Annotated in this window: 22 protein-coding genes; 15 read left to right on the top strand and 7 right to left on the bottom strand. The window is 55.0% G+C overall.

The features are described 5' to 3' along the window. Positions 1-8: 8 nt before the first annotated feature. From kdpC to potE, 6 genes are all read left to right on the top strand, one after another. A complete protein-coding gene (gene kdpC / locus AA74_RS0115425; RefSeq protein ID WP_008501076.1) occupies positions 9-584 on the top strand; it encodes a potassium-transporting ATPase subunit KdpC in 576 nt (191 codons plus the stop codon). Beyond that, positions 585-3,272, top strand: a complete 2,688-nt coding sequence (gene kdpD, locus AA74_RS0115420) for a two-component system sensor histidine kinase KdpD (RefSeq protein ID WP_025912728.1) — start codon at positions 585-587, stop codon at positions 3,270-3,272. Further along, complete coding sequence (gene kdpE, locus AA74_RS0115415) at positions 3,269-3,946, top strand: two-component system response regulator KdpE (protein WP_008501074.1); 678 nt, start codon at positions 3,269-3,271, stop codon at positions 3,944-3,946. The genes kdpD and kdpE overlap by 4 nt, the downstream gene beginning before the upstream one ends. A gap of 278 nt (positions 3,947-4,224) precedes the next feature. After that, a complete protein-coding gene (speFL, locus tag AA74_RS1000000123270) occupies positions 4,225-4,329 on the top strand; it encodes a leader peptide SpeFL (protein WP_003858645.1) in 105 nt (34 codons plus the stop codon). A 254-nt stretch (positions 4,330-4,583) separates the two neighbouring features. Then, a complete protein-coding gene (speF, locus tag AA74_RS0115410; protein ID WP_025912727.1) occupies positions 4,584-6,782 on the top strand; it encodes an ornithine decarboxylase SpeF in 2,199 nt (732 codons plus the stop codon). Continuing rightward, positions 6,779-8,092, top strand: coding sequence for a putrescine-ornithine antiporter (gene potE, locus AA74_RS0115405; protein WP_008501072.1), 1,314 nt, complete (start codon positions 6,779-6,781; stop codon positions 8,090-8,092). Before speF ends, potE begins: the two co-directional genes overlap by 4 nt. Before the next feature lie 90 nt (positions 8,093-8,182). Here the strand turns inward: potE and pgm are convergent, their stop codons facing one another. Next, a complete protein-coding gene (pgm, locus tag AA74_RS0115400) occupies positions 8,183-9,823 on the bottom strand; it encodes a phosphoglucomutase (alpha-D-glucose-1,6-bisphosphate-dependent) (RefSeq protein WP_023343591.1) in 1,641 nt (546 codons plus the stop codon). A 24-nt stretch (positions 9,824-9,847) separates the two neighbouring features. Continuing rightward, positions 9,848-10,396 carry a replication initiation negative regulator SeqA gene (gene seqA, locus AA74_RS0115395; protein ID WP_008501070.1) on the bottom strand — a complete coding sequence of 183 codons (549 nt, stop codon included), beginning with the start codon at positions 10,394-10,396 and terminating at the stop codon, positions 9,848-9,850. A 183-nt stretch (positions 10,397-10,579) separates the two neighbouring features. Here seqA and ybfF point away from each other — a divergent pair, with 183 nt between their 5' ends. From ybfF to fur, 4 genes are all read left to right on the top strand, one after another. Continuing rightward, positions 10,580-11,353 carry an esterase gene (gene ybfF / locus AA74_RS0115390; protein ID WP_025912726.1) on the top strand — a complete coding sequence of 258 codons (774 nt, stop codon included), beginning with the start codon at positions 10,580-10,582 and terminating at the stop codon, positions 11,351-11,353. 128 nt (positions 11,354-11,481) lie between these two features. Next, positions 11,482-11,769 (top strand): LexA regulated protein, encoded by a 288-nt coding sequence (gene ybfE / locus AA74_RS0115385; protein ID WP_008501068.1) that lies wholly within the window; start codon positions 11,482-11,484, stop codon positions 11,767-11,769. A gap of 155 nt (positions 11,770-11,924) precedes the next feature. Next, positions 11,925-12,455, top strand: coding sequence for a flavodoxin FldA (gene fldA / locus AA74_RS0115380; protein WP_008501067.1), 531 nt, complete (start codon positions 11,925-11,927; stop codon positions 12,453-12,455). A gap of 291 nt (positions 12,456-12,746) precedes the next feature. Then, complete coding sequence (fur, locus tag AA74_RS0115375; RefSeq protein ID WP_008501066.1) at positions 12,747-13,193, top strand: ferric iron uptake transcriptional regulator; 447 nt, start codon at positions 12,747-12,749, stop codon at positions 13,191-13,193. Positions 13,194-13,284: 91 nt separating this feature from the next. Here fur and chiQ read toward each other — a convergent pair whose 3' ends face one another. From chiQ to nagE, 4 genes are all read right to left on the bottom strand, one after another. Beyond that, positions 13,285-13,611, bottom strand: a complete 327-nt coding sequence (gene chiQ / locus AA74_RS0115370; protein WP_025912725.1) for a ChiQ/YbfN family lipoprotein — start codon at positions 13,609-13,611, stop codon at positions 13,285-13,287. Positions 13,612-13,658: 47 nt separating this feature from the next. Continuing rightward, a complete protein-coding gene (gene chiP / locus AA74_RS0115365) occupies positions 13,659-15,056 on the bottom strand; it encodes a chitoporin (RefSeq protein WP_023293022.1) in 1,398 nt (465 codons plus the stop codon). Between the two features lie 447 nt (positions 15,057-15,503). Next, positions 15,504-17,171 carry a glutamine--tRNA ligase gene (glnS, locus tag AA74_RS0115360; protein ID WP_021242997.1) on the bottom strand — a complete coding sequence of 556 codons (1,668 nt, stop codon included), beginning with the start codon at positions 17,169-17,171 and terminating at the stop codon, positions 15,504-15,506. 179 nt (positions 17,172-17,350) lie between these two features. Further along, positions 17,351-19,303, bottom strand: a complete 1,953-nt coding sequence (gene nagE / locus AA74_RS0115355) for a PTS N-acetyl glucosamine transporter subunit IIABC (RefSeq protein WP_025912724.1) — start codon at positions 19,301-19,303, stop codon at positions 17,351-17,353. A 326-nt stretch (positions 19,304-19,629) separates the two neighbouring features. Here nagE and nagB point away from each other — a divergent pair, with 326 nt between their 5' ends. The 5 genes from nagB (at position 19,630) to asnB (ending at position 25,575) form a co-directional block, all read left to right on the top strand. Further along, complete coding sequence (nagB, locus tag AA74_RS0115350; protein ID WP_008501061.1) at positions 19,630-20,430, top strand: glucosamine-6-phosphate deaminase; 801 nt, start codon at positions 19,630-19,632, stop codon at positions 20,428-20,430. Positions 20,431-20,485: 55 nt separating this feature from the next. Beyond that, a complete protein-coding gene (gene nagA, locus AA74_RS0115345) occupies positions 20,486-21,634 on the top strand; it encodes an N-acetylglucosamine-6-phosphate deacetylase (RefSeq protein ID WP_025912723.1) in 1,149 nt (382 codons plus the stop codon). Positions 21,635-21,642: 8 nt separating this feature from the next. Further along, positions 21,643-22,863: an N-acetylglucosamine repressor gene (locus tag AA74_RS0115340; protein WP_025912722.1), complete on the top strand. Its 1,221-nt coding sequence runs from the start codon at positions 21,643-21,645 to the stop codon at positions 22,861-22,863. A gap of 45 nt (positions 22,864-22,908) precedes the next feature. Continuing rightward, a complete protein-coding gene (nagD, locus tag AA74_RS0115335) occupies positions 22,909-23,661 on the top strand; it encodes a ribonucleotide monophosphatase NagD (RefSeq protein ID WP_008501057.1) in 753 nt (250 codons plus the stop codon). Between the two features lie 249 nt (positions 23,662-23,910). Further along, positions 23,911-25,575: an asparagine synthase B gene (asnB, locus tag AA74_RS0115330; protein WP_025912721.1), complete on the top strand. Its 1,665-nt coding sequence runs from the start codon at positions 23,911-23,913 to the stop codon at positions 25,573-25,575. On the opposite strand, the gene AA74_RS1000000123625 is transcribed toward asnB, so the two are convergent. Continuing rightward, on the bottom strand, positions 25,566-25,801 hold a 236-nt coding region (locus AA74_RS1000000123625; RefSeq protein ID WP_216593742.1), incomplete at its 5' end, for a hypothetical protein. The genes asnB and AA74_RS1000000123625 overlap by 10 nt on opposite strands.

The following is a 25,801-nucleotide window of genomic DNA, read 5'->3' as shown; positions in this document are numbered from 1 at the left end:
TGAATCAAATGACCATGTTACGCCCCGCTATACTTCTGTTCATACTGCTGTCTCTCATTACCGGCGGGCTGTACCCGCTGGTGACCACCGCGCTGGGCCAGTGGTGGTTTAAGGATCAGGCCAACGGCTCGCTGATACTGCAAAACGGTGAAAACCGCGGCTCTCGCCTGATTGGTCAGAACTTTACGGATGCCCGCTACTTCCAGGGACGCCCTTCCGCCACTGCCGAAAGCCCGTATAATCCGATGGCATCCGGCGGCAGCAACCTGGCGGGCAGCAACCCCGAGCTGGACAAAGCCGTCGCTGAGCGCGTGGCAGCCCTGCGCGCCGCGAATCCGCAGGCCAGCCGTGACGTTCCCGTGGAGCTGGTAACCGCCTCGGCCAGCGGGCTGGACTACAGCCTGACCCCGGCAGCCGTGGCATGGCAGATCCCGCGCGTCGCCGCTGCCCGTCAGCTGACCATCGAACAGCTGAGCCAGTTGGTGGCAGAGCACACGCAAAAGCCGCTGGTCAGCTTCATCGGCATGCCCGTGGTAAATATTGTTGAGCTGAATCTGGCGCTGGACGCGCTAAGGAAAAACTAAATGACCGACGAGCCCATGCGCCCGGATCCGGACAGGCTGCTCGAACAAACAGCTGAAGCCCATCGCGGCAAACTGAAAATTTTCTTCGGCGCCTGCGCGGGCGTCGGGAAAACCTTCGCCATGCTGACGGAAGCCCAGCGGCTTCGGGCGCAGGGGCTCGATATTCTGATCGGCGTGGTTGAAACCCATGGACGTAAAGAGACGGCATCACTGCTGAAGGGGCTGGCTACCCAGCCGCCCCGCCGCATCAGCCACCGCGGTCGGTTAGTCACCGAATTCGATCTCGATGCCGCCCTCGCCCGCCGTCCCGCGCTTATCCTGATGGACGAGCTGGCGCACAGCAATGCGCCAGGCTCGCGCCACCCCAAACGCTGGCAGGACGTTGAAGAATTACTTGAAGCCGGTATCGATGTGTTCACCACGGTTAACGTTCAGCATCTCGAAAGCCTGAACGACGTGGTCAGCGGCGTGACCGGCATTCAGGTACGCGAGACGGTGCCCGATCCCTTCTTCGATTCCGCCGATGAGGTGGTGCTGGTCGACCTGCCGCCCGATGATTTACGCCAGCGCCTGCATGAAGGCAAGGTTTATATTGCCGGCCAGGCAGAGCGCGCCATCGAACATTTCTTCCGTAAAGGCAACCTGATTGCCCTGCGCGAGCTGGCCCTGCGCCGAACCGCCGACCGGGTGGACGATCAGATGCGCGCCTGGCGCGATTTACAGGGACAGGAACGCGTCTGGCACACGCGGGACGCCATCCTGCTGTGCGTGGGCCACGGCAGCGGCAATGAAAAGCTTGTCCGCACCGCCGCGCGCCTGGCGGCCAAATTTGGCAGCGTCTGGCATGCGGTGTATGTCGAAACGCCGCAGCTGCACGCGCTGCCCGAAAACCAGCGCCGCGCGATCCTGAGTTCGCTGCGCCTGGCGCAGGAGCTGGGCGCGGAAACCGCCACCCTTTCCGATCCGCAGGAAGATAAAGCCATTCTGCGCTACGCGCGCGAGCATAACCTGGGGAAAATCGTCATTGGCCGTCGTCAGCATCGGCGCTGGTTTAGCCGAGAATCCTTTGCCGACAAGCTGGCCCGTCGCGCGCCGGATCTGGATCTGGTGATCGTGGCGCTGGACGACAAACCTACCCCCTTACCCAATCGCGCGCCGGACAGCCGTACCTTCAGCGATAAATGGCGCATTCAGCTTCGCGGCTGTCTCGTCGCCGTCGTGCTCTGCGCCCTGATTACCGTGATTGCCAGCCAGTGGCTGATCGCGTTTGATGCCGCCAACCTGGTGATGATCTACCTTTTGGGCGTGGTAGTGGTGGCGCTCTTCTACGGGCGCTGGCCGTCGGTCCTGGCGACGGTGATCAACGTCATCAGCTTCGATCTGTTCTTTATTGCCCCCCGCGGGACGCTCGCCGTCTCGGACGTGCAGTACATCCTCACCTTTGCCGTCATGCTCACCGTCGGGCTGGTGATCGGCAATCTGACGGCGGGCGTGCGCTATCAGGCGCGCATCGCCCGCTATCGCGAACAGCGCACGCGCCATCTCTATGAGATGTCGAAATCGCTGGCGGTGGGCCGCACGCCGCTGGATATCGTGCAGACCAGCGAGCAGTTTATCCGCTCGACGTTTCATGCCAGCAACCTGATTTTACTCCCGGACGAACACGGCAAGCTGCGCCCGCTGACCTCCGCCACAGGCATGACGCCCTGGGACGAAGCCATCGCGCGCTGGAGCTTTGACAAAGGCTTACCGGCGGGCGCAGGGACCGACACCCTCCCCGGCGTGCCCTACCAAATTCTGCCCCTGCGCAGCGCCGATAAAAATCAGGGGCTGGTCATTGTGGAGCCTACCAACCTGCGCCAACTGATGATCCCTGAGCAGCAGCGTTTACTGGAGACGTTTACGCTGCTGGTTGCCAGCGCGCTGGAACGACTGGCCCTCACCGCCAGCGAGGAACAGGCCCGGCTGGCGAGCGAGCGTGAAAGCATTCGTAACTCGCTGCTGGCGGCGCTGTCTCACGATCTGCGTACCCCGCTCACCGTCCTGTTTGGTCAGTCAGAAATTCTGACGCTGGACCTGGCGGCGGAAGGCTCTAAACATGCACTCCAGGCAAGCGAGATCCGCCAGCACGTGCTGAATACCACACGCCTGGTGAATAACCTGCTCGACATGGCGCGTATCCAGTCGGGCGGATTTAACCTCAAAAAAGAGTGGCTCACGCTGGAAGAGGTGGTGGGCAGCGCGCTGAAAATGCTCGAACCCGGCCTGGGCGGGCGACATATTGCGCTGAACATGCCCGAGCCCCTGACCTTAATTCATGTTGATGGTCCGCTGTTTGAACGGGTGCTGATCAACCTGTTGGAAAATGCCGCCAAATATGCGGGCGCCAGCGCGCAGATTGGGGTGGATGCGACGGTGGACGACGGCGCGCTTCGCCTTAACGTCTGGGATACCGGCCCGGGCATTCCTGCCGGGCAGGAGTTGGCTATTTTCGAGAAATTCGCGCGCGGCAATAAGGAGTCGGCCATTCCGGGCGTGGGGCTGGGGCTGGCCATTTGCCAGGCGATCATTGACGTGCATGGCGGCTCCATTTCCGCGGAGAATCGTCCGGAAGGCGGTGCGCGTTTTTGTGTTACACTTCCTCTGGAAACCCCGCCAGAACTTAATGAATTACCAGAGGATTTGTGATCAACGTTCTGATTGTTGAAGATGAGATCGCCATTAGCCGTTTTCTGCGCGCTGCGCTGGAAGGAGACGGTCTGCGCGTCCATGATGCAGGTACGCTTCAGCGGGGGTTAATTGAAGCGGCCACCCGCAAGCCGGACCTGGTGATCCTCGATCTGGGTCTCCCGGACGGTGACGGCATCGATTTTATTCGTGAAGTCCGTCAGTGGAGCCAGATGCCGATCCTCGTGCTCTCCGCCCGTACTGAAGAGACGGATAAAATCGCCGCGCTGGATGCCGGGGCGGATGACTACCTGATTAAACCGTTTGGCATCGGCGAGCTACAGGCTCGCCTGCGCGTGGCGCTGCGTCGCCACAGCGCCACCACGCCAGCCGACCCAACCTACACGTTTGGGGATATCCGGGTTGACCTGGCCGCGCGGCGCATTGTGCGCGGCGAAGAGGAAATTCACCTCACGCCCATCGAATTTCGCCTGCTCGCCGTGCTGCTCAACAATCACGGCAAGGTTCTCACCCAGCGCCAGCTGTTAAGTCAGGTGTGGGGACCCAACGCCGTGGAACATAGTCACTATTTACGCATATATATGGGCCATCTTCGTCAGAAACTCGAAGTCGACCCCGCTCGCCCTCGCCATTTATTAACTGAAACCGGTATCGGTTATCGGTTTATGCTCTGAATAACTATTCATTTTATTTTTAAATAAAATAAAAATCTCTCAGAAAATATTTCATAAATAATCCACTCGATATTTTTTGGGTTATTTATGCCCATTTAAAACATTTGCAATACATCCTATTAACCCGATACCAACAAATCAGAATTTTGATCTGCGATATTCATCAAAAACGACTATTTATTTCTAAAATGATCGGTTAACGGTGATCTCCTTCACAGTTAATCGCGTTTTCCTGGATAAAATGACCGTGCTTTCAATTACTGAAAGGAAAATAAATCATGGAAAACAACAATCGTTTAATGCCCCATATAAGGCGGACAACACATATCATGATGTTTGCCCACCGAAACTGCTTTGACTTTCATCTCTTTAATGCCCGGTAGTCCTTCGACTTCTGGCGCATTCGCTTACAGGTTACCCTGAAACATCTTATTTTACAGGCCATTGCCTGTGAACGCGTGCGCTCATTCATTTTGATTCAGACCCATCCGCACCGGGCGGACTGAATTTCAATCATCAAAAAAGCAATGTACTGATTTTAATCAGCGGCCACCCTTTGCTTTTTTTCCGGAAAATTATCGATTTCTTTTTTGCAAGAAATCGAGGGACGCTTATTACCTAAAATAAAGAGAGAAAGATGAAAAGTTTAAAAATCGCAGCCAGCCGCGCCTGTCCGGATTGCTTTACCACCCAGCGTGAACTGGTGGATGTCCGGGCCTCGGATTATATCGACGTTGCCGCTATTGTGCTGGCGGTCAGTGATATTACCGATGGCATACTGGAAGAAATAGAAGCCACCGGATTTGGCATTCCTGTTTTTGTCGCGACGCATAAAGAAGAATTCATTCCGGCAGATTATTTATCGCGCATTCATGGCGTATTTGAGTATTCAGACACCAGCAACGACTTTTATGGACGACAGCTGGAGGCGGCTGCCCTGAAGTATGAAACCCAGCTGCGCCCGCCGTTTTTCCGCGCCCTTGTCGACTATGTAAAACAGGGCAACAGCGCGTTTGACTGTCCGGGGCATCAGGGCGGCCAGTTCTTCCGCCGCCATCCTGCCGGTAATCAGTTCGTTGATTTCTTTGGCGAGACGCTTTTCCGCGCCGATCTGTGCAACGCCGACGTGGCGATGGGGGATCTGCTGATCCACGAAGGCGCGCCGTGCATCGCACAGCAGCATGCGGCGAAGGTCTTTAATGCCGATAAAACCTACTTCGTGCTCAACGGCACCTCGTCATCCAACAAAGTGGTGCTAAACGCCCTGCTCACCCCGGGCGACCTGGTGCTGTTCGACCGTAATAACCACAAATCCAACCATCACGGTGCCCTCCTTCAGGCAGGCGCAACGCCGGTCTATCTGGAAACCGCGCGCAACCCGTACGGCTTTATCGGCGGCATTGACGCCCACTGTTTTGAAGAAAGCTATCTTCGCGAGCTGGTGGCAGAAGTCGCACCCGGCCGTGCACGCGATGCGCGTCCGTTCCGTCTGGCGGTGATCCAGCTGGGCACCTACGATGGAACCATCTACAACGCCCGCCAGGTGGTGGATAAGATTGGGCACCTGTGTGATTACATCCTGTTTGACTCGGCCTGGGTGGGTTACGAGCAGTTTATTCCAATGATGGCCGACTGCTCGCCGCTGCTGCTGGAGCTGAACGAAAACGACCCGGGGATTTTGGTTACCCAGTCGGTGCATAAACAGCAGGCCGGCTTCTCCCAGACCTCGCAAATTCACAAGAAAGACAGCCACATCAAAGGTCAGCAGCGCTATGTCCCGCATAAGCGGCTGAATAATGCCTTTATGATGCACGCCTCCACCAGCCCGTTCTATCCGCTGTTTGCCGCGCTGGACATCAACGCCCGTATGCATGAAGGCCAGAGCGGCCGCAACATGTGGATGGACTGCGTGGTGAACGGGATTGAGGCGCGAAAATTAATCCTGGAGAACTGCCAGTATCTGCGCCCGTTCGTGCCGGAGACAGTGGATGGCCGTCCGTGGGAAAGCTGGGACACGGCGGAGATTGCGACCGATCTGCGCTTCTTCCACTTCGTACCGGGTGAAAACTGGCACGCTTTTGAAGGTTACGCTGAGCATCAGTATTTTATCGACCCGTGCAAGCTCCTGCTAACCACACCGGGCATTAACGCCCGCACCGGGGAGTATGACGATTTCGGCGTGCCTGCCACCATCCTCGCCAACTTCCTGCGTGAAAACGGCATCGTGCCGGAGAAATGCGATCTCAACTCGATCCTGTTCCTGCTCACGCCTGCGGAAGATATGGGCAAGCTGCAGCAGCTGGTGGCGCAGCTGGTGCGTTTCGAAAAACTGCTCGAGAGCGATGCTCCATTAAAAGAGGTGCTGCCTTCCATCTGCAGACAACATCCGGAACGTTACGCGGATTACACCCTGCGCCAGATCTGCCAGGAGATGCATGACCTGTACGCCCGTCACAATGTCAAACAGCTGCAGAAAGAGATGTTCCGCAAGTCTCACTTCCCGCGCGTGATGATGAACCCGCAGGACGCGAACTACGCCTATCTGCGCGGAGAAGTGGAACTGGTCTCCCTGCGCGACGCGGAAGGCCGCATCGCCGCGGAAGGCGCCCTCCCTTATCCACCGGGGGTATTGTGCGTGGTTCCAGGGGAGGTCTGGGGCGGCTCCGTGCTGCGCTACTTCGCCGCGCTGGAAGAAGGCATCAACCTGCTGCCGGGCTTCGCGCCGGAGCTGCAGGGTGTGTACGTCGAAGAGTGCGAGGGCCGCAAACAGGTTCGCTGTAACGTCATCAAACAACCCGCCGCTCAGCCCGCGCTGCTGAAAGGAGAGAAATTATGAGTAAGTCCAATAAGATGGGCGTGGTGCAGCTGACCATCCTCACCATGGTGAACATGATGGGTTCAGGGATCATTATGCTGCCCACCAAGCTTGCCGAAGTAGGAACCATTTCAATTATCTCCTGGCTGGTGACCGCCGTCGGCTCGATGGCGCTGGCGTGGGCGTTTGCCAAGTGCGGGATGTTCAGCCGCAAGTCAGGCGGCATGGGGGGCTACGCCGAGTATGCCTTTGGCAAGTCGGGCAACTTTATGGCCAACTATACCTACGGGGTGTCACTGCTGATCGCCAACGTGGCGATTGCCATCTCCGCCGTGGGCTACGGTACGGAGCTGTTTGGCGCGACGCTTAGCCCGGTACAGATTGGCCTGGCCACCATCGGCGTGCTGTGGATCTGCACCGTGGCTAACTTTGGCGGGGCGCGTATCACCGGACAGCTCTCCAGCATCACCGTCTGGGGCGTGATTATTCCAGTCGTCGGCCTGTGCATCATCGGCTGGTTCTGGTTCAGCCCGACCCTGTACGCCAACTCCTGGAACCCGCACCATGTGCCGTTCTTCAGCGCAGTCGGCTCTTCTATCGCCATGACGCTCTGGGCCTTCCTGGGCCTGGAATCCGCCTGCGCGAACGCAGAAGTGGTTGATAACCCTGAAAAGAACGTGCCGATTGCGGTCCTCGGCGGTACGCTGGGCGCAGCGGTGATCTATATCGTCTCGACGAACGTCATCGCGGGCATCGTTCCGAACATGGATCTGGCCAACTCCACGGCGCCGTTCGGGCTGGCCTTCGCGCAGATGTTCACGCCGGAAGTCGGGAAAGTGATTATGGGTCTGATGGTCATGTCATGCTGCGGTTCACTGCTTGGCTGGCAATTCACCATCGCACAGGTATTTAAATCTTCGGCTGATGAAGGTTACTTCCCAAAAATCTTCTCCCGCGTCACCAAAGCCGATGCGCCGGTGCAGGGCATGCTGGCGATTGTTATCTTCCAGAGCGGATTGTCGCTGATGACCATTAGCCCGTCGCTGAACAGCCAGTTCAACGTGCTGGTCAACCTGGCGGTGGTGACGAACATCATTCCGTATATTCTGTCGATGGCGGCGCTGGTGATTATTCAGAAGGTTGCGAAGGTGGATCCGCGCAAAGCGCGTGCGGCCAATATCGTGGCGCTGATTGGCGCAATCTACAGCTTCTATGCGCTCTATTCCTCCGGCCAGGAAGCGATGCTGTATGGTGCGATGGTGACCTTTATGGGCTGGACGCTGTACGGTCTGGTGTCGCCACGGTTTGAATTGAAGAATAAGCACAGTTGAAAAAAAGCCCGGTGGCGCTAGCGCTTACCGGGCCTACGATCGTTGTTGTAGGCCGGGCAAACGCAGTGCCGCCCGGCACACAAACCGCACTTACGCGTTTTTCAGCACTTCGCTGACAATCTCTACCGCTTCTTTCTCAATCTGCTGACGATGCTCAGCGCCGAGGAAGCTTTCGCAATAGATTTTATACGCATCTTCCGTACCGGATGGACGCGCAGCGAACCAGCCGTTTTCGGTCATCACTTTCAGACCACCAATAGACGCACCGTTACCCGGTGCCGCCGTCAGACGCGCGGTGATCGGATCGCCCGCCAGGGTGCTTGCACTGACCATCTCCGGAGAGAGTTTGGACAGGGCCGCTTTCTGGGCAGACGTCGCGCTGGCCTGAATACGGTTATAGCTTGGCGCACCAAAGCGTGCTGCCAGGTCGTTGTAATGTTCCTGCGGGTTTTTACCGGTGACCGCGGTGATCTCCGCCGCCAGCAGGCACATGATGATGCCGTCTTTATCGGTTGACCACGGCGTGCCGTCGAAGCGCAGGAAAGAGGCCCCCGCGCTCTCTTCACCACCGAAGCCAAAGCTGCCGTCGTGCAGACCGTCAACAAACCATTTGAAGCCCACAGGTACTTCCACCAGCTTGCGGCCCAGCGCCTCGACCACGCGGTCGATCATCGCGGAGGACACCAGCGTTTTACCGACAGCCACCTCTTTGCCCCACTGCGGACGGTGCTGGAACAGGTAGTTGATCGCAACGGCCAGATAGTGGTTCGGGTTCATCAGCCCGGCAGGAGTGACGATACCGTGACGGTCGTAATCCGGGTCGTTCGCAAACGCCAGATCGAATTTATCACGCAGCGCCAGCAGGCCCGCCATCGCGCACTCGGAGGAGCAGTCCATACGGATCGCGCCGTCTTTGTCCAGGTGCATAAAACGGAAGGTCTGATCGACGTGATCGTTCACGATGGTCAGATCCAGCTTGTAGTGCTCGGCAATACGTTTCCAGTATTCAATACCGGAGCCGCCCAGCGGATCCACGCCTAGCTTCAGGCCGGCTTTCTGGATGGCCGCCATATCGACGATCTCCGCCAGCCCTTCCACGAACGGCTGAACCAGATCCTGCTCTTTTACGTGGCCGGACGCCATGGCCGCATCCAGAGAGATGCGCTTCACGCCTTTCAGACCATCAGCCAGTAGGGCGTTCGCACGATCTTCCACCACTTTGGTGACGTTGGTGTCTGCCGGGCCACCGTTAGGCGGGTTGTATTTGATGCCGCCGTCTTCCGGCGGGTTGTGGGATGGCGTGATCACGATACCGTCAGCCAGCGCGCCACCTTTTTTGTTGTGCACCAGGATGGCGTTAGAGACCGCAGGCGTTGGGGTGAAGCCGTTGTTCTCCTGAACAATCACATCGACGCCGTTCGCAGTCAGAACTTCCAGCACGGAGATAAAGGCCGGTTCAGACAGCGCATGGGTATCTTTCCCCACGTAGCAAGGACCGGTAACGCCATTTTTAGCGCGCTCTTCCGCAATGGCCTGAGCAATGGCCAGAATGTGCGGTTCGTTAAAGCTGTGGCGAGCCGCGCTGCCGCGGTGACCAGATGTACCAAACTTCACTGCGTGTTCTGCGTTGCCCACGACCGGCTTCAGCACGTAATACTGCGCGGTCAGCTGAGCGACGTTAATCAAATCGCTTTGTTGTGCAGGTTGGCCTGCACGGCTGTGATTTGCCATTACCGGGTCCTTCTGATGCAAGGGTTAAATTGTACCGCAAACCTTCTCAATCAATTCCGCCGGGAACTGCATGGACTGCATGATATGTTCAATCATGCTGCACTTGCGGCCCGTATTGGTATTGGTGATCACCCAGTACGGGGTGCCAGGAACATGTTTGGGTTTGGTTTGATTGCCATTTTGCAGCAGCGTCTGCTCGTCGCCCGCGAAGTAGACGCGAGTACGACCGTGCAGCGACTCGGTCGCTTCAGCAAACGCTTTGTTATCCAGTGAATAAAGTGTAGACAGCACCAGCATAAAGCGGTTAACCGCCTTTTTTTGCTCCGCATATTCATCGGAGAGCAGCAGCTCGCGCATCGCGCGCACTTTATCTTTTGCCGGTGTGACGGCAGGTTTTGCTTGTGCAACAACGCTTGGCTGAGACACGACATCTTTGGTGACTGGGGTAGCAGGCTGTGAAGCGGCGGAAATTTTAAGCATGCGCCGTAAAATGTCGGACGCGCTCTCCCCGATATGCCGCGTCTGGCTGGCAATATACTGATAGAGTTCGTCATCAACTTCGATTGTTTTCATCTTAATCCAGTGCGATATCTTATCTGAATACAAGTCATTGGGATTATAAGGTCAAATCCCAACAGCGGATAGCGTCAAACCAGGTTGGCGGCAAAAGTCAGATTAAACTGGAACCTTGCAGCCGGGCGGCAGAATGGTCAACATGATACCCTAACCTGACATACGTAAAAAAAGAACTTTGCCATGAAATTGAATACCCGAGCGCAAACTGCACAATCGCCGAACAATAATTCTCCCATCGTACTGGTTCACGGGCTTTTTGGCAGCCTGGATAACCTGGGCGTGCTGGCGCGCGATCTGGTTACCGACCACGATATTCTTCAGGTTGATATGCGCAATCACGGTCTTTCCGGGCGTTCCGACGAGATGACCTACGCCGCGATGGCGCAGGATCTGCGGGATACGCTGGATGCCAACGACTTGCAAAAGGTGACCCTCATCGGGCATTCAATGGGCGGTAAAGCGGTGATGGCCCTGACGGCGCTGGCCCCGGAGCGTATTAACGGCCTGGTGGTGATTGATGTTGCGCCCGTGGATTACGACGTCCGCCGTCACGACGAAATTTTTGCCGCCATCAATGCGGTCACCGAGGCGGGTGCCGCGACGCGTCAGCAGGCAGCTACCGTCATGCGTGAGCATCTTGATGAAGAAGGCGTCGTCCAGTTCCTGCTGAAGTCGTTTGTTGACGGGCAATGGCGTTTTAACGTGCCGGTGCTCTGGAACCAGTACAACAATATTGTGGGCTGGCAAACCGTACCCGCCTGGCCACACCCTACCCTCTTTATTCGCGGCGGCAATTCCCCTTACGTTACCGACGCGTACCGCGACGCCATACTGGCGCAATTCCCGCAGGCTCGTGCCCACGTCATTGCCGGAGCCGGACACTGGGTGCATGCGGAAAAACCTGACGCCGTGCTGCGCGCCATTCGCCGCTATCTTGCTGATACTGCAAATTGATTAAAAAGAGAGCGACTGGAAGGCTGCGGGCTTCCAGTCGTTGGCGCGCCGTTTTTGGTGATGTATGATGGCGCGCTTATCGCCCGGGCATTAGCAGGGCGGCGTGTTTCCCCCGAAGTCTCAGAATCATGGCCAAAGAACAAACGGACCGTACGACACTAGATCTGTTCGCGAATGAGCGTCGCCCGGGACGACCGAAGACGAATCCGCTTTCGCGCGATGAACAGCTGCGTATCAATAAACGCAATCAGCTTAAACGCGATAAAAATCGTGGGCTTAAGCGTGTCGAACTGAAGCTCAACGCCGACGCGGTCGATGCGCTTAACGAGCTGGCCGACGCGCGAAATATTAGCCGCAGCGAGCTCATTGAAGAGATGTTGATCGCCCAGCTTGAGATGCTGCGCAGCCAGGCATAAGTCTGAAAATTCCCTTAATTACCCTTTTCATGTAGCACAGAGTGCAGTCCTGCGCGATAGCTGTTTCCGCAGGGTTGCCAGTTCTGCTATTATTGCCCTTATCCGTGGCCGAATTGCGCCACCATACTATTAAGTTTCAAGAGGTTATTTTACTCATGGCAATCATCGGCATTTTCTTTGGCAGTGATACCGGCAATACCGAAAATATCGCGAAAAACATTCAGAAACAGCTCGGTAAAGACGTTGCTGATGTGCATGACATCGCCAAGAGCAGCAAAGAAGATCTCGAAGGCTATGACATTCTGCTGCTGGGTATTCCGACCTGGTACTACGGCGAAGCCCAGTGCGACTGGGATGATTTCTTCCCGACGCTGGAAGAAGTGGACTTCAACGGTAAGCTGGTTGCCCTGTTTGGCTGTGGCGACCAGGAAGACTACGCCGAGTACTTCTGTGACGCGCTGGGTACCATCCGCGACATCATTGAGCCGAATGGCGCTGTAATCGTCGGCCACTGGCCAACCGCCGGTTACCACTTCGAAGCGTCCAAAGGCCTGGCCGATGACGATCATTTCGTGGGTCTGGCCATCGACGAAGACCGTCAGCCAGAACTGACTGCAGAGCGCGTCGAGAAATGGGTTAAGCAGATCCGTGAAGAACTGCACCTGGACGATATTCTCAACGCCTGATTTTTATCGCGGCGCAACGGCGGTTGCGCCCGCGCACCAGGTCAAACCGATTAAATTAATTGCTACAATCTTTTAACTTTTTCGCCCAGACCTGTACAATGTCTCCCTGATAAAATGTGGTTTTCCACCGAGCAAGTTTGTTGGTGATACCCCATTTTTATAAGCATATTTTGCCTGAGACTTGCAGTTTTCATTTAGCCATGGCAGTTCTATAATGAGACGCATTATCCCGGGTGCATTTTCTGTCACTTCCTACAGAAGTGAATCGTTTAGCAACAGGACAGATTCCGCATGACTGACAACAATACCGCATTAAAGAAGGCTGGCCTGAAAGTTACGCTTCCTCGGTTAAAAATCCTCGAAGTGCTTCAGGGTCCAGACAATCACCATGTCAGTGCGGAAGACCTTTATAAACGTCTTATCGACATGGGTGAAGAGATTGGGCTGGCTACCGTCTATCGCGTGCTGAACCAGTTTGATGACGCGGGCATTGTCACCCGTCATAATTTCGAAGGTGGTAAATCTGTCTTCGAACTGACCCAGCAGCAGCACCACGATCACCTGATCTGCCTCGACTGTGGCAAGGTCATTGAATTTAGCGATGACTCTATCGAAGCGCGCCAGCGTGAAATCGCCGCGCGTCACGGCATCCGTCTGACCAACCACAGCCTGTACCTTTATGGTCACTGCGCTGAAGGCGATTGCCGCGAAAATGAACATGCGCATGACGCAAAATAAGTGAGTGTTCATACTCTGAGCCAGCCGTAAGGTTGGCTTTTTTTTGCCAGAAAAAAGCCCGGTGGCACAGTGCCACCGGGCGTAAAGCAACTTATTTATTATTATTGCGTATCTCGTTCCAGATCTTATCGCAACGCTTCGCCACTTCCTGATCGTTACCGGTTTTACGTGCCTGGATACAGGCCTGGTAATCCATCACGCGGACATTCTCCTGCGTCGCGAACTGCTCGTGCGCTTTCTCTTTCTTCAGCACGTTCAGCACGCTCTGGCAGGCTTCAATTTTCTCCGGCGATCCTTCCGCTGTATTAATGCAGGCGCTGTAGGCCTCCTTGAGACGGGAGTCCTCTTTCGGTGCCTGAGTCTGGGCACACGCCACCAGCCCCGATGCCAACAGCGCGACGATTACGATTTTTTTCATCATTTGCAGTCTCCGGTCCGGCGGGATCTAACCCGCCGGACGATTCATCAGAAGATGGTGAACGGTGCGATAACCATGAATTTCACGTCACGTTCATCCTGGAAGATGTTGCCGTAACCGCCCGCGTAGCTCGGGATATCGGAGTGGTTGTCGTACTGGGTGAAGTGCAGTTTGAACATCGTGCCTTTCGCGCGGCCATCCTGCAGGGTGTAGATAGCATCCAGGCTGTAGGAAGACTCTTTCAGGCGATAGTTTGGATCGTAGTAAGCATCCGGTGTTGCCATGTCGGCTGGTTTTGCATCCCAGGCGTAAGCATAAGAAGCGCCCACGGCCCAGCCCGGCAGATTCCAGTTTTTCAGGTCATACATCGCGCCGAAGAAGACCGCTTTCTCACCGTCGGCGTTGAAGTCGGAGCGGTTATCCCACCAGATATCAAGACGACCGTTGGAGGAAGCATAGGTCGGGGTCATACGCTGCAGGAAGTAGCCCTGCTGCCCTTCCGCTTTCACCCATGTGCCTTCCAGACGTAAATCAACCTGACCGACCTTGTAGCCGAAGGTTAACGCCTGCAGCCACGCGGTGCCGTCGTAAATATCATTGACGCCACCGTTACTGACTTTGTCGCGCGTACCGTAGAACTGGTAGCTGGTACTCAGCGGGCTACCCGCAATATCAAACTTATAGCTGGCCTTGGCAAAGTATTGATCGATATAGCCTTGCGCCTGGCCGAATGCCGCTTCGAGAACCAGATCGTTTTTGAAGTCGTATTTCGCACCCAGCGAGTGGAGGTAATCGACTTTGGTTTTCTTATCGTTCTGGTAGAACTTGTCCATTTCAATGTGCCACGGTGCTTTGTACTCGTTGGTCCACATATAGGAGAAGCTCAGCGCACCTGCGTCACCGTAGTCAAAGTTAGCCCCGGCTTCTGCACCCTGATAGGTACCCGGCATAAAGCTCCAGTGTGGGGCTAACAGCGTCTGGCCGGTTGGCTGAATATAGCCCCCACGCGCCCAGACCGGGCCGTATTTGAATTTCGCTGCGGCTTTGTAGAGGCTGATACCGCTCTTATCCCCGGACCAGTCTTCATCATAGGCTTTGTTGCTGGAGGAGAAGGCGATTTCGTTCGGGTGGCCGCTGTCGCCGTTTTCCGCCATTTCGATCGCGGTGAACGCGGCGATATCCAGACCGAACATATCCGCGGCGTAGCCTGACTGGAAGTCCAGGTTGGCGTTCCAGGTGGAGTGCGAGAGGTTGGTTTTGTATTTATCTTCAGTGACGTCTTTACGGTCACGCTCACGCTGCCAGTAATAAATACCGCCCGTGAGGGTAGAATCTTCGATGAAACCCGCTGCTTTTGCCTCTGGCGCAATCACCAGGCCCGACATTGCTGTCACACCGGCAATAGCCAGCGCCAGCGCACTACGTTTGCCACTGAACGTACGCATAGATTATTCCTCTTTGACGAATTAAAACGCCTGAAACGGCGTAAATAAAAAAGACCAAATGGTCAGGGGTAGTGTTAAATACCCTCGAATTAACTACCGTCTTTAGGTTATTTTTCGCGACGCGAATTATCAATGCTTTTCAGCGGGCAAAAGTCAGGATTATGACGAAGTGCACATAATTGGTAGTGCTTTGTAACATTTACAGGAAGGCGAGGAATGCCGGGAAATTCTCAGCTATTTCAGTGCCCAGGCGTGGGATCGGTTTCCTTTTTTATAACCTTTTTGATTTTCGTAATGACACAAACTTTTTTTTTAAAAAATAAGTAGCACCTCATTGACCTGTTATTTTCATGACGCCACTTTAACCCCTGGCTTAATATTCTGATCGTTAAATAAAAAAACGCCGCATAATGCGGCGTTTGTTTCTCATTGACCAGAGCAGCAATATTATTCGCCGATCTTCGTCCAGGTATCACGCAGGCCCACGGTACGGTTAAATACCGGTTTTTCCGCCGTGCTGTGACGGCTGTCCAGGCAGAAGTATCCTTCACGTTCGAACTGGAACGCTTTGCCTGCTTCAGCCGCTTTCAGAGAAGGCTCCGCATAACCCTGCTTGATCACCAAAGATTCCGGGTTAATGGTCGCCAGGAAGTCTTCCGCCGCACCTGGGTTAGGCACGCTGAACAGGCGATCGTACAGACGAATCTCTACCGGCAGCGCGTGGGATGCGCTCACCCAGTGGATAACGCCTTTCACCTTGCGGCCATCCGCCGGATCTTTACTCAGCGTCTCAGCGTCATAAGAACAGAAGATGGTGGTGATATTCCCTTCCGCATCTTTTTCAACGCGCTCGGCTTTGATGACGTAAGCATTACGCAGACGCACTTCTTTACCCAGCACCAGACGCTTGTACTGCTTGTTAGCTTCTTCGCGGAAGTCAGCGCGGTCAATCCAGATCTCGCCGCTGAACGGCACGTCGCGGCTTCCCATTTCCGGTTTGTTCGGATGGTTAGGCATGGAGACCAGCTCGCTCTCGCCCTGCGGATAGTTTTCGATAACCAGCTTCACCGGGTCGATAACGGCCATCGCGCGCGGGGCATTTTCATTGAGGTCTTCACGAATGCAGGATTCCAGAGACGCCATCTCAATGGTGTTGTCCTGCTTGGTCACGCCGATACGCTTGCAGAACTCACGGATTGACGCAGCGGTGTAGCCACGGCGGCGCAGACCCGAGATGGTTGGCATACGCGGGTCGTCCCAGCCCTCAACGTGCTTGTCGGTGACCAGCAGGTTCAGCTTACGCTTGGACATCACGGTGTATTCCAGATTCAGACGAGAGAACTCGTACTGACGCGGATGCACAGGAATGGTGATGTTATCCAGCACCCAGTCGTACAGACGACGGTTGTCCTGGAACTCCAGCGTACACAGCGAGTGGGTGATGCCTTCCAGCGCATCGCTGATGCAGTGGGTGAAGTCGTACATCGGATAGATGCACCACTTGTTGCCGGTCTGGTGGTGTTCTGCGAACTTGATGCGGTACAGCACCGGATCGCGCATCACGATGAACGGAGACGCCATATCGATTTTGGCACGCAGGCACGCTTTGCCCTCTTCGAAGCCGCCGGCACGCATTTTTTCAAACAGCGCCAGGTTCTCTTCCACGCTGCGATCGCGGAACGGGCTGTTTTTACCCGGTGCGGTCAGCGTACCGCGGTACTCACGGATCTCATCTGCAGACAGTTCGTCTACATACGCCAGACCTTTGTTGATGAGCTCTACCGCGTAGGCATACAGCTGATCAAAATAGTCAGAGGAGTAGCAGATATCGCCAGACCAGTTGAAGCCCAACCATTGTACGTCGTTTTTGATGGACTCAACGTATTCGATGTCTTCTTTTACTGGGTTGGTGTCATCGAAACGCAGGTTGCACTGTCCCTGGTAGTCTTGCGCAATGCCAAAGTTCAGGCAGATGGACTTCGCATGCCCGATATGCAGGTAGCCATTCGGCTCCGGCGGGAAACGGGTATGAATTGTGGTGTGCTTACCACTGGCCAGATCTTCATCGATGATCTGACGAATAAAGTTACTCGGGCGGGCTTCTGCCTCACTCATCGTGGATTCCTCAAAGCGTAAACAACGTATAACGGCATATGATCTTATAAGCCGGACGTAGTGACAACCCTTAGTTACGGAAAATACGTATCAGATGAAAATAATGGGGGCATTTGCTGCAAAAAAAAGCGGCGGAGGATATCCCCCGCCGCTTAAGGCATGACTCTACTCAGGAGCGATTACTTGCCTTTAATCTCATACAGCGGGGTTTGACCCGCAACAACCTGACCTTTCGCCTGGATGACCAGACCGCTGAAGTCGTCAATGTTGCTGCAAACCACCGGGCTAATCATGGAACGCGCGTTGGCATTCAGGAAGTCCAGATCCATTTCCAGAATCGGCTGCCCGGCCACCACTTCAGCGCCCTCTTCCACCAGGCGAGTAAAGCCCTGCCCATTCAGCGCAACGGTATCGATACCCATGTGGACAACGATCTCCGCACCCTTTTCGGTTTCGAGGCAGAACGCGTGGTTGGTGTTGAAGATTTTCACGATGGTACCGGCAGCAGGAGACACCACGGTTTTATCCGTTGGTTTCACCGCCACACCGTCACCGACCGCTTTGCTGGCGAACGCTTCATCAGGTACCTGCTCAAGGTCAACCACGTCACCCGTTACCGGAGAGACCAGCGCGGCCACCGTTACGGCGTTAGGCACAGCCTGCGGCTTCGCAACTGGTGCAGCCGTCGACGCAGGCGCGCTGTCGGTTGATGCTGCCGCGACCGGACCGCGGGCAACCACTTTCTTCATTTCGTCACCGATGGATTCCGCTTTGGCACCCACGATAACCTGGATAGTTTGTTTGTTCAGTTTAACCACGCCCGATGCGCCAAGGCGTTTACACATTGCGTCGCTGACGCGCGCCGAGTCACCCACCGTCAGACGCAGACGGGTGATGCAGGCATCAATGGCTTTCAGGTTGTCAGTCCCCCCGACGGCAGCGATATAGCTGGTCGCCAGCTGGGTCAGACCCTCTTCGGTGTTGCTGTTGGCTTCGCTGGTGACCACTTCGTCTTTGGTGTCTTCGCGGCCCGGCGTTTTGAGGTTAAACATACGAATAACCGCAGTGAACAGCACGAAGTAGATGACGAAGAAGACCAGACCCATTACCACCAGCATCCAGACGTTCTTGCTTGCCGCCGGCAGGTTGTACATCAACACGTAGTCGATCGCGCCTGCAGAGAAGGAGAAGCCAGCATGGATACCCAGCAGGGTCGCCACAAACAGGCTGATACCGGTCAGGACCGCATGCATGAGGTACAGCACCGGCGCCAGGAACATGAACAGGAATTCCAGCGGCTCGGTTACACCGGTCAGGAACGCGGTAATCGCAACGGACAGCAGCATGCCGCCAACCATTGGGCGACGCGCTTTTGGCGCAGCCAGGTACATTGCCAGCGCAGCGCCCGGCAGACCAAACATCATGATTGGGAAGAAGCCAGACATGAACATGCCTGCGGTGCCGTCACCCGCGTAGAAGCGGTTGATGTCGCCGTGGAATACGGTGCCCGCAGCATTGGTGAACTCACCAATCTGGAACCATGCGATAGTGTTCAGCACCTGATGCAGACCGGTTGGGATCAGCAGACGGTTGATAAAACCAAAGATACCTGAGCCAAGTGCACCCGCTGAAACAATCCACTCACCACCCGCATGGATCGCATGCTGTACCGGTGGCCAGACGTAGCCAAAGATAGCGGCCAGAACCAGACAGAAGAAACCTGTCGCGATCGGCACGAAACGTTTGCCGCCAAAGAAACTCAGGAAGTCTGGCAGCTTAATGTTTGCCCAGCGGTTGTACACAGCACCACCCACCAGACCGGTAATAATACCTGCCAGCACACCCATGTTGATTTCTGGGTTAATGGTTACCATCGCTTTCGTCAGGATGAAATAACCGACTGCCCCTGCCAGCGCTGCGGCACCCGCGCTGTCTTTTGACCAGCTAGAGGCAACACCGATGGCGAAAATCAGCGCCAGGTTGTCAAAAATGGCACCGCCAGCCTGAGCAATAAACGGTACGTTAAGAAGATCGGGTTGCCCGAATCGCAGCAGCAGCGCTGCAACCGGTAGCACGGCGATAGGGAGCTGCAAAGCCCTACCGAGGCGCTGGAAAAAACCTAAAATATTCATCCTATTCCCCCTACGAGACCCTTTTTCAGGCTCGCGCATAAACTATGTTTTTATTGTGTCACGAACGATAGATACCGTTGATAATTCACTGGCAGTCTGAGTGTGTGAAAAATTAATTCGTATCGCAAATTAAACACCTATTTTTTGTGATTTTTGTCACCAAATATCGTATTCAGCCCTCCCTTACACTGGCTAACAGTGAAAACTTATTTTATCATTCAAAAAATCAAGACGGATTGATCCGGCCTGAAAGTTTCCAGGTTACGCTTTAGTATCAGGTTCCGAAGCCATCCGCCCACTCTTCTACTTAAACTTTGAGGTGAACAATGAGACTGATTCCCCTGGCAACTGCAGAACAAGTTGGTAAATGGGCCGCTCGCCATATCGTAAACCGCATTAACGCGTTCAAACCGACCGCCGATCGTCCTTTCGTTCTGGGCCTTCCAACCGGCGGCACACCGCTGACCGCTTACAAGGCGCTGGTTGAGATGCATAAAGCAGGCCAGGTTAGCTTCAAACATGTTGTGACCTTCAATATGGATGAATATGTTGGCTTACCGAAAGACCACCCGGAAAGCTACCATAGCTTTATGCACCGCAATTTCTTTGATCACGTTGATATCCCAGCTGAAAATATTAACCTGCTGAATGGAAACGCGCCGGATATTGACGCAGAATGCCGTCAGTATGAAGAAAAAATCCGTTCCTACGGTAAAATCCACCTGTTCATGGGTGGTGTAGGTAATGATGGTCATATCGCGTTTAACGAACCGGCGTCCTCTCTGGCTTCCCGTACCCGTATTAAAACGCTGACCCATGACACGCGCGTGGCAAACTCCCGCTTCTTTGACGGTGACGTGAACCAGGTTCCAAAATACGCCCTGACCGTAGGCGTAGGCACCCTGCTGGATGCTGAAGAAGTGATGATTCTGGTGCTGGGCGGCGTGAAAGCGCAGGCGCTCCAGGCTGCTGTTGAAGGCAACGTTAACCATATGTGGACCATCAGCTGTCTGCAGCTGCATCCTAAATCCGTCATCGTCTGCGACGAACCGTCCACGATGGAGCTGAAGGTTAAAACGCTGAAATACTTCAACGAGTTAGAAGCCGAGAACATCAAAGGTCTGTAATTGAATAACCGCCTCTTTATCAAGAGGCGGCCGCTTTTTTTAACCGGGGGTCGTTATGTACGCTTTAACCCACGGTCGGATTTATACCGGCCATGAAATTCTGGATGACCACGCGATTGTTATCGCGAATGGCCTGATTGAACGTGTTTACCCGCTGGCAGAACTGCCGCCGGAGATTGAACAACGCTCACTCAATGGAGCAGTAATCTCCCCCGGTTTCATCGACGTACAGCTCAACGGCTGCGGCGGTGTGCAATTCAATGATACCGCCGATGCGGTAACGGTCGAAACGCTGGAGATCATGCAGAAAGCCAACGAGAAATCGGGCTGCACCAGCTATCTGCCAACGCTCATCACCAGCAGTGATGACCTGATGAAGCAGGGTATCCGCGTGATGCGCGAATACCTGGCCAAACATCCGAATCAGGCGCTCGGTCTGCACCTGGAAGGGCCATGGCTGAACATGGTCAAGAAAGGAACGCATAACCCGGACTACGTGCGTAAACCTGATGCGGAGCTGGTTGACTACATGTGTGCCAACGCCGATGTGATCACCAAGGTGACGCTGGCACCGGAAATGACCGGCACGGACGTCATCAGCAAGCTGGCCGCCGCCGGAATTGTGGTTTCAGCGGGCCACTCAAATGCCACGCTGAAAGAAGCGAAAGCCGGTTTCCGTGCGGGCATTACCTTTGCGACGCACCTGTATAACGCCATGCCATACATCACAGGTCGTGAACCGGGTCTGGTTGGCGCGATTCTGGATGAGCCAGACGTTTACTGCGGCATTATCGCGGACGGCTTACACGTTGATTACACCAACATTCGCAACGCCAAGCGGCTGAAAGGTGACAAGCTCTGCCTGGTAACGGACGCTACCGCACCGGCAGGTGCAAATATTGAGCAGTTCATTTTTGCCGGTAAAACAATATACTACCGCAATGGACTGTGTGTGGATGAAAACGGTACGCTGAGCGGTTCCTCTTTGACCATGATTGAAGGGGTGCGTAACCTGGTTGAGCATTGCGGGATTGCGCTTGATGAAGTCCTGCGCATGGCCACCCTTTATCCTGCGCGCGCTATCGGCGTGGATAAACAGCTTGGCGGAATTGCACCAGGTATGGTTGCAAACCTGACGGCATTCACACACGATTATAAAATTATTAAGACCATCGTTAATGGTAACGAGGTCGTCACTGAGTAAGTAAAAGTATGACACCTGGCGGACAAGCTCAAATCGGTAATGTCGATCTCGTTAAACAGCTTAACAGCGCGGCGGTATATCGCCTGATTGACCAACACGGGCCAATCTCACGTATTCAGATAGCCGAACAAAGCCAGCTTGCTCCCGCCAGCGTGACAAAAATTACCCGCCAGCTCATTGAGCGCGGTTTGATCAAAGAAGTCGATCAGCAGGCCTCCACCGGGGGCCGCCGCGCTATCTCCATTATTACCGAAACCCGCAATTTTCAGGCAATTGGCGTCCGTCTGGGCCGTCATGACACCACGCTCACGCTGTACGATCTGAGTAGTAAAGCCATTGCGGAAGAGCACTATCCCCTTCCGGAACGCACCCAGGAGACGCTGGAGCATGCGCTGCTGAATACCATCGCGCAGTTTATTGAAAGCTGTCAGCGCAAGATCCGCGAACTCATCGCCATCTCGGTGATTCTGCCCGGTCTGGTCGACCCGGAAAGCGGCGTGATCCGCTATATGCCGCACATTCAGGTTGAAAACTGGGGGCTGGTCGACGCGCTGGAAAAGCGCTTTAAAGTGACCTGCTTTGTGGGCCATGACATTCGCTCTCTGGCGCTGGCAGAGCACTACTTTGGTGCGAGCCAGGACTGTGAAGACTCTATTCTGGTGCGCGTTCACCGCGGTACGGGCGCAGGCATTATCTCTAACGGCCGAATTTTTATCGGTCGCAACGGTAACGTCGGTGAGATCGGCCACATTCAGGTTGAACCGCTCGGGGAGCGCTGCCACTGCGGCAACTTTGGCTGCCTTGAAACCATTGCCGCCAACACCGCCATCGAGCAGCGCGTTCGCCATCTGCTTGAACAGGGTTACCAAAGCCGCGTGACGCTGGATGACTGCAAGATAGGCACCATCTGCAAAGCTGCTAATAAAGCCGACGCGCTGGCCTGTGAAGTGATCGAGCAGGTGGGTCGCCATCTGGGGAAAACCATCGCCATCGCCATTAACCTGTTTAACCCACAAAAAGTGGTGATCGCCGGTGAAATTGTGGAAGCGGAAAAGGTGCTGCTCCCCGCGATTGAAGGCTGTATTAACACCCAGGCGCTGAAAGCATTCCGCCAGAATCTTCCGGTGGTTCGTTCAAAGCTTGACCATCGTTCGGCGATTGGGGCGTTCGCGCTGGTTAAACGCGCCATGCTCAACGGAATTCTGCTGCAGCATTTGCTGGAAAGTTGATCGGACCTTATAGTAACGCCTTCTTTTTTTGATGTCGGACTGTCCATGACCATTAAGAATGTAATTTGTGATATCGACGGCGTGCTGATGCACGACAACGTTGCCGTGCCGGGTGCTGCGGAGTTTCTTCACCGCATCATCGACAAAGGAATGCCTCTGGTTCTTCTCACGAACTACCCTTCTCAGACCGGTCAGGATCTGGCAAACCGCTTTGCCACGGCGGGAGTCGACGTCCCGGACAGCGTGTTTTATACCTCGGCGATGGCCACGGCGGATTTTCTGAAGCGTCAGGAAGGAAAAAAAGCCTATGTGGTCGGTGAAGGCGCGCTGATCCATGAGCTGTATAAAGCGGGCTTTACCATCACCGACGTCAACCCGGACTTTGTGATTGTAGGTGAAACGCGTTCCTACAACTGGGAGATGATGCATAAGGCATCCTTCTTTGTGGCTAACGGCGCGCGCTTTATTGCGACCAACCCGGATACCCACGGTCGCGGTTTTTATCCGGCCTGCGGCGCGCTGTGTGCCGGTATCGAGAAGATCTCCGGGCGCAAGCCGTTCTATGTCGGCAAGCCCAGCCCGTGGATCATTCGCGCCGCGCTCAACAAGATGCAGGCCCACTCTGAAGAGACCGTGATTGTCGGCGACAACCTACGCACCGATATTCTGGCCGGTTTCCAGGCCGGTCTGGAGACGATTCTGGTGCTCTCTGGGGTCTCTCAGCTTGATGACATTGACTCAATGCCGTTCCGCCCAAGCTGGATTTACCCCTCCGTCGATGAAATTGACATCATCTGATACCAAACCACGCCTCAGGGCGTGGTTTTTTATTTTCTCACCTGCAAAACACGACTACATCTAACGAAAAAGCACTTTCATTGAATAATCCTCAATAAAAGCGCTCATGACATACGCGTTTTTCACCGATCTGCAACCACCATTGCACTATTTCCGTTTTCGCCCGTAAAACGCTTGCGCGCCCTGCCCCTTTGCGGCATTTTCATAAGCAAGCAACATTACAAAGCAACAGGGTTAACGGAGAAGGTTATGTGTTCAATTTTTGGCGTACTGGATATTAAAACTGACGCGGGCGAACTGCGTAAAAAGGCACTCGAACTGTCCCGCCTGATGCGCCATCGCGGCCCGGACTGGTCAGGCGTTTACGCCAGTGACAAAGCAATTCTGGCTCACGAACGTCTGTCTATTGTTGACGTCAACGCCGGTGCACAGCCGCTGTATAACGAGAAAAAAACGCACGCGCTGGCTGTCAACGGTGAGATCTATAACCACCAGGCGCTGCGCGCCGAGTACGGCGACCGCTACGCGTTCCAGACCGGGTCCGACTGTGAAGTGATCCTGGCGCTGTATCAGGAGAAAGGTCCCGAGTTTCTGGACGACCTGCAGGGTATGTTTGCCTTCGCCCTGTACGACAGCGAAAAAGACGCCTACCTGATTGGCCGCGACCACATCGGTATTATCCCGCTGTACATGGGCCACGATGAACACGGCAACTTCTACGTTGCGTCTGAAATGAAAGCCCTGGTGCCGGTCTGCCGCACCATCAAAGAGTTCCCGGCAGGCAGTTACCAGTGGAGTAAAGACGGCGAGATCCGTCCGTACTACCAGCGCGACTGGTTCGACTACGACGCGGTAAAAGACAACGTGACGGACAAAGCCGAGCTGCGTCAGGCGCTGGAAGATTCCGTGAAAAGCCACCTGATGTCAGACGTACCTTACGGCGTGCTGCTCTCCGGCGGTCTGGATTCCTCCGTGATCTCCGCGATCACCAAGAAATTTGCGGCTCGTCGCGTGGAAGATCAGGAGCGCTCAGAAGCCTGGTGGCCACAGCTGCACTCCTTTGCCGTGGGCCTGGAAGGCGCGCCGGATCTGAAAGCCGCGCAGGAAGTGGCAAACCACCTCGGCACCGTGCACCATGAAATTCACTTCACCGTGCAGGAAGGCCTGGATGCGATCCGCGATGTGATCTATCACATTGAAACCTATGACGTAACGACAATTCGCGCCTCCACGCCGATGTACCTGATGTCGCGTAAGATCAAGGCGATGGGCATCAAAATGGTGCTCTCCGGTGAAGGTTCTGACGAAGTGTTTGGCGGCTACCTGTACTTCCACAAAGCGCCAAATGCCAAAGAGCTGCACGAAGAGACCGTGCGTAAACTCCAGGCGCTGCATATGTTTGACTGCGCGCGTGCCAACAAAGCGATGTCGGCATGGGGTGTCGAAGCGCGTGTACCGTTCCTGGATAAGAAATTCCTCGACGTGGCGATGCGCATCAACCCGCAGGATAAAATGTGCGGCAACGGTAAAATGGAAAAACATATCCTGCGTGAATGTTTTGAATCCTACCTGCCGGCGAGCGTGGCATGGCGTCAGAAAGAGCAGTTCTCCGATGGCGTAGGCTACAGCTGGATCGACACCCTGAAAGAGGTGGCGGCGAAACAGGTTTCTGACCAACAGCTGGAAACCGCAAGCTTCCGCTTCCCGTACAACACGCCGGGCTCGAAAGAAGCGTACCTCTACCGTGAAATTTTTGAAGAACTGTTCCCGGTACCGAGCGCTGCGGAGTGTGTGCCGGGTGGTCCATCCGTCGCCTGCTCGTCTGCCAAAGCGATTGAATGGGATGAATCGTTCAAATCCATGAACGATCCGTCAGGACGTGCGGTAGGCGTTCACCAGTCAGCCTACAAATAATCACGCATTTCATCATCAGGCCCTGCGGGGCCTGATTTTTTTTGCCCCGCTTTTGCACAGCTAAAACCGATTAATAACCAATAATTGCCGAATATTCGGTCACGCTGTTCGCAACCTAACCAAACAGTCACATTCCGGCTATTTTCGTTGAAAAAGGTGTTGACGCTGCAAGGGTCTATACGCATAATGCGCCCCGCAACGCCGATAAGGTAACGCGAAAAAAAGA

This window comes from Enterobacter sp. 5-4 (genome assembly GCF_000612205.1).
GTDB classification, from domain to species: domain Bacteria; phylum Pseudomonadota; class Gammaproteobacteria; order Enterobacterales; family Enterobacteriaceae; genus Enterobacter; species Enterobacter roggenkampii.
Note: the sequence above shows the minus strand (reverse complement) of the source record. Positions and strands in the feature narration are given on the sequence as shown.